At 40.6% G+C, this 4,716-nt stretch carries 5 protein-coding genes and 1 pseudogene; all 6 read right to left on the bottom strand.

The genetic code is table 11. The annotated features are described in order from the left end of the window. A partial coding sequence (locus ACWIUO_RS13345) for a hypothetical protein (protein WP_454178379.1) occupies positions 1–764 on the bottom strand: 764 nt, incomplete at its 3' end. A 119-nt stretch (positions 765–883) separates the two neighbouring features. Then, positions 884–1,594 (bottom strand): hypothetical protein, encoded by a 711-nt coding sequence (locus ACWIUO_RS13340; protein ID WP_454178378.1) that lies wholly within the window; start codon positions 1,592–1,594, stop codon positions 884–886. After that, positions 1,588–2,001 carry a hypothetical protein gene (locus tag ACWIUO_RS13335; RefSeq protein WP_454178377.1) on the bottom strand — a complete coding sequence of 138 codons (414 nt, stop codon included), beginning with the start codon at positions 1,999–2,001 and terminating at the stop codon, positions 1,588–1,590. Before ACWIUO_RS13335 ends, ACWIUO_RS13340 begins: the two co-directional genes overlap by 7 nt. A gap of 51 nt (positions 2,002–2,052) precedes the next feature. Further along, on the bottom strand, positions 2,053–3,891 hold the full coding sequence (locus ACWIUO_RS13330) for a hypothetical protein (protein ID WP_454178376.1): 1,839 nt from the start codon (positions 3,889–3,891) through the stop codon (positions 2,053–2,055). A gap of 25 nt (positions 3,892–3,916) precedes the next feature. After that, entirely contained in the window at positions 3,917–4,462 is a 546-nt protein-coding gene (locus ACWIUO_RS13325) for a hypothetical protein (RefSeq protein ID WP_454178375.1), read from the bottom strand. Further along, a pseudogene (locus ACWIUO_RS13320) lies at positions 4,434–4,716 on the bottom strand (hypothetical protein); the annotation flags it as partial. The pseudogene ACWIUO_RS13320 and the gene ACWIUO_RS13325, both read right to left, overlap by 29 nt.

The following is a 4,716-nucleotide window of genomic DNA, read 5'->3' as shown; positions in this document are numbered from 1 at the left end:
GTTATATCGCCGTTTTGGTAGAGTAGCTCGGCTTTTCGCAAAGTATCATCTAGGATTATGTCATTTTGTGCGATGGCTTGTGCGCGTGCGTTTTCGCCTTTGCGAAACCCTATGCCATAAGCATCTCTCATTTCATCTTTTTGTTGGTTTGAGAGTTTGCCTCCGCCTGTGATGATTCTGCCTACCACGCTTATAGCCGTTTCCTCATCGGCTTTAAATTTTTGTGCGTTTGGGCTTAGTTTATAAATCCCTCCACTCCAACTATCTAGCTTTCTATCAAGCCCGCCTAAAAAGCCTGTGTTGTTTGTAGCTAGCCCTGTGCGAAACAAAAACCCGCCTTTTGCTTTATCATCAGCACTGCTTACGATATTATCCACCGCTTTTAATGCTTTCATATTCTCGTAAAAATCCTGCCTTAGCTTTGTGGTAGATGAGGATTTGTTGCGCACTTTTGCGTCTAGATTTACATTTGCATTGATATTTTGCATTATCGCCATCACGGGTATGCCTGCTTTTTGTGCGGTGTATATGTCATATTTGCTCATTCCCCCGCTTGCCATTTTGGTATCTAGCAGTTCATCACCTGTAAGCATTGGCACGCCACTTGCATAAACTTTTGGGCTAAATCCACCTCCACTGCCTAAAATCGCTAAATCTTGCGTATTTTCCTCATTTTCCCCGCTTAGATTCTCGCTTGGGCTTTTTTCCTCTAGCCCATAATCTTGTGCGTTTTTTTCTAAGTAATCAAAATCAAAACTTGCCATTTTTTGTCCTTTTTTTCTAGTTTTTTTAGCGTTTTTTTTAGTGTTTTTCTAGCTTTTTTCGCCCTTGTTTTTATCACTTTTCTAGCGTTTTAGCGTTTTTAGCGTTGTTTGTGATTGCCTTATTTTGTAGCAAAGGCATTGTGTGTGATTCTATCTAGCGGGATTTGTTCGCTTGAATCTACTTCTTGGCTTATATCGCTTACACTGCTAAATTTCCCCTCCGTGCTTAGCTCGGTGATGGTGTTTGCTAAGATTTTTAGATTGCTTTGTGCGCTCATAGCACTTAGATGCAGGCTTGCTTCAAAGCGATATTTTCTTATGGCATTTAGCCCTACGCTTGAGATAAGCTCATTTTTTAGCTCTCTTGCACTCTCTAAGATTTCCCTGCTAGAGTCTAGGGCTTCGCTTAGGGCGTGTGCTATGTCGCTTTTTGCTGCTTTTATAAAATCGCTTGTGTGCTTTAGTATGAGGGATTCTAGCGCGTTTTGTGCGTTGTTTGCGTTTTGGTTGGCAAACTCATAGGCGATTTTTTGGCTTAGAGAATCTATGCTAAAGCTATTTAGTATTTCATAGATTCTAGCTTCAAACATTTTTTTTACTTCGCGTGCGTGATAGCTTTCTAAATCGCTCGTGCTTTGTGCGATTTTTTCATCTGCATAGGCATTTATGTGGCTTTTTGCTGTGTCTAGCGCGCTATCTAGCTCGTTTTTTACTAAATCTTTGGTTTCATTTTGGATTTGGGTTTTTGTGTCTTGCTTTATAGATTCTAGCTCGCCTTTTAGATGTTCATTTAGCGTTTTTAGCTCTTTGATTTCGTTGTAGATTAGCATTTGCACTCCTTTATGTCTAAGATTTCGCGCTCTTTTTGGCTAAAAAATGGTGGCAAAAGATAGTTTTTGCCTTTTGCTAAGTTTTTTTCATACACTTCTAAAAAATCCCGTGTGTCTTTGTCTAGCTTGTGCTCGGGCGTGTTTTCAAACATCGCTTTATCGATTTTTTGCGCATCAGCACTAAAAAAATCATACTCCCTCAAAGCATCGCCAAACTCTAGCTCCCCATCGCCCTTATAAACAAAAAACTTTAGCCCATCTTTTGTCTCATAATAAAAATCGCGCGATGTAGTTTCTAGCTCATTTACGCCCTGCTTTAGCGCAAATTCTGCCCTTATGTTTGCATACCTATCTTTTAGGTAGGCTTGCGTGGCGTTGTAGGGGTAGTTTATCGCTCGTTTTGGCATATTTTGCCCTTTTTAGATTGTTTTTTAGCTTGCTTTTTTAGCTTGCTTTTTTTAGTTTGCCGCGTATTTGCTTAGAGTGGTCGCGGAGTTTGTCTCATAGTCTTTTATGAGAGTGTCGATGTATTGGATTTTTTGGGTTTTTGGGTCGGCTTTTTGCTCATCACTTAGTAGCACTTGCATTACTTCACTTAGCTTGCTTGTGTTTATATTTAGCGGGCTTGCTAGAGTTTGGCTAGCTATTTCAGCAGGGAGGGCAAAAAGTTTGCTATGTGTTTTTAGCGTGGCTAGCGTTATGTCATTGTATTTTTGATAAATCCACTCATCATAGCTCATAAAAGGCGTTATTTTATGATTTAAATCTACGCCCTGCGTGGTGGATTGTTCAGGGATTTTCTCGCTAGAATTGCTTGTAGATTCTTGGCTAGATTCTGCGTTGTCTTGTGTTTGGCTAGATTCTTGGCTAGCTTGCTCATTTTGTAGTCGCTCTTGTGTCTCTGGTGCTAGGTCTTTGCTAGCTTGTGCTGCTTGCTCTGCTTTTTCCTCTTGCTCTGCGTCATAGACTACTTTTGCTTCCTCATAAAATTCTAAAAAGCTAGCGATTTTTCCATTTTCTAGGATTTTAGCATTTTGGTGCAAAATCGCGTATTTTTGCAATGCCCTTGCGTATTGCACTATCAAAAACGCGCTTTGTTGGTTTGCCTTTGTAAGCGTAGAGTTTTTGTAAAAAATCGGGCTTTCGCTCTCGCGGACTTTGGCTACATATTCGGCTAGGCTTATGATGATTTCATCTTTGATTTTATCATAGCTTGTAGCTAGCAAGTCGCTTGCGGTTTGTATGCGGTTTTTGTGGGATTCTAGCTCGGTGTTTAGGTTGTCTATGCGTGTGCTTAGGGCGGTGTTTTTGGTCTCGCTTAGGGTTTCTAGGGCAGTGATTTTTGCATTGCTTAGCGTTTCAAATCCGCGCGTGATTTCTTGGTTTTTTTGCTCTAGCTCGTCCTCATAGCCCTCTTTGTCTAGGGCTAGTTGGCTTCTGTGTGCTTCTAGCTTAGAATCTAGCTCGGCTTTTAGCACATTTGCCTGCAAAAGCATAGAATCTAATGCCTTCCATTTCTCAAAAGCCGTGATTATAACTTCCTCTTTTTGTAAGATAGTTTGCCCCATTTCGCGTGTTTTATCCCAGATGGCTTCGGTGGCTTTTAGGTTGTCATTGGTGATTTTTGCGTTTTGTGCGGTGGATTGTATGGTGGCGTTTGCTAGAGTTAGCGCGTTGTTTGCTTCCTCTTGCACTCTAGCAAAATCTTTTTTTGCTTGGGCTATGGCAGTAGCGATTTGGGTGGCTAGGCTATCTACTCGCTCCGTTTGATTTGCTAAAGATTTTAATGCGTCATCGGTGGCTTTTAGCCCTGTTTGGTAAGTCTCATCTAAGGCTACAAAAGCGATATAAACTTCTTGTATCGCTTGCAAACTTACGCGGATTTGTTCCCTCCACTGCGCTTTTTCATCTAGCGCGTTTGTCAAAATCTCATTAAACTTTTTTGCACCATTTTGGGTTGGTGTGGTGTCTTGGGTTGGATTTTTTGTGGATTTTAGGCTAATATCGCCCGCGTCTTGTCTTTGGTTTAGTTTTTTGGCTTGCTCGCCCGTTGTCCCTATCAAATAATCTGCGCTAGATTCTTGCGTAGATTCTTGGCTAGAATCGCCCTTGTCTTTGTTTGGGGTAGATTCTTTTGTAGATTCTTGGCTAGAATCTGCGTTGCCCTCTGCTTCGCTTGTAGAATCTTGGCTAGCTTCTGCGTTAGATTCTTGGCTAGCTTCTTGTGTGGATTCTAGGGCTTCTTGCTCGCTTGTGGTTTCTTGGGTTTCGTTTTTTGTGGATTTTGATTTTGCCATTTTTTGTCCTTTTTTGTGGATTTAGTTACACGATTTGCACAAAAAGCGTATCTTTGTGTTTTAGCCATTGTGCTGTGGCGTCATTTGGGATTATTAGGATTTCGCCCTGCGTGAAAGTGTAGTTTGCGCTTCCTATGCGTAGGCTAAAGTCCTCTTGCCCGATGTAGCAAAAAGCTAGGCAATTTACTAGCTTATATTTTTTTTCTATGCTTTTTAGGCTTGGGATTTTTTGGGTGGTTTTTTCATCGTTTTTTTCATCGTTGTCGCTAGAAAAAAGCTCGCTAGTGCTTTGTGCTAGATTTTGGCTAGCTTCGTGTAGGGCGTTTGTGGCTTCGTTGCTAGCTTCTTTTAGTTTGTCGATGCCTTTTTTAGTTAGCTCTTTTGCTTTTTGCAAAAGGCTTTTTTCGTTTTTTGTGTCGTTTTTTGTGTCCTCTTGCGTGCCTGTGGCGTTTTGCAAGTTTTCATCAGTGTGATTTTGCGCTTCGTTTTGTGCGTCTTGTGTTTGTGCTTGTTTGTTTTGCGTTTCTTGCGTGTTTGCTTGGCTAGCGTTTTCTAGGTTTGTGTTTGGCATAAAAGCTCCTTTTAGAAAAATATGCGTGGATTTTAGGATTTTTTGCGTGTAAAAATAAAGTGGCTAGATTTTTGTGGGTTAGATTTTGGGATTTTTTGGGGTTTTTTAGATTCTTTTGGGGTTTTTGGTTTTTTTGGTTTTTATATTCTTTGGGTTTTTTTTGGTTTTTTGGAGGTTTTTGGGGAGTTTTTAGATTTTGGTTTTTTGGAGGTTGGTTTTTTGCGTGTGCTAGTTTGTTAGATTTTGGTTTTTTT

The sequence above is a fragment of the Helicobacter sp. T3_23-1056 genome (assembly GCF_053654535.1).
The sequence above is the reverse complement of the archived record's forward strand: the minus strand, read 5'-3'. Positions and strand labels throughout refer to the sequence as shown.